1 protein-coding gene is annotated in these 544 nt (G+C 48.7%); it reads left to right on the plus strand.

Features of this window, described 5'->3' with window-relative positions:
• Positions 1-544 (plus strand): FtsW/RodA/SpoVE family cell cycle protein (locus R7R78_RS28865; protein ID WP_225474936.1); only part of this gene is annotated, 544 nt, incomplete at both ends.

Consider the following 544-nt stretch of genomic DNA (forward strand, 5'->3'; position numbering starts at 1 on the left):
GGCGATCGGGACCTCTGCGGTGATACTTCAAGTACCTTTAGAGCAATGGTTTAAGAAAAGTCATTACTTGCTTTGGGTCTCATTCGGCTTGCTGATTGTTGTACTTCTCGCTGGTAAGTCAGTAAACGGCGCTTCTCGTTGGATTCCGCTTGGTCTGTTCAACTTACAGCCTGCCGAAGTTGCAAAGCTATCGCTGTTCATCTTCATGTCCGGTTATTTAGTCCGTAAGCAAGATGAAGTGCGCCAGACCTTCTTTGGCGGCTTTATGAAGCCAATCATGGTGTTTGCTTTCTTCGCCGTCTTGTTACTTGGTCAGCCGGATTTGGGTACCGTCGTTGTAATGCTGGTTACTCTGTTTGGTATGTTATTTATCGCGGGCGCGAAGCTAACCCAGTTTCTGGCCCTGATGATTGCTGGCATTGGCGCTGTCGTCGGTTTGATCTTGGTAGAACCGTACCGTATGCGCCGTGTTACTTCGTTTCTTGACCCATGGGAAGATCCGTTCGGTAGCGGCTATCAGTTGACTCAGTCTTTGATGGCGTTT

Source organism: Vibrio sp. 2134-1, assembly GCF_033339495.1.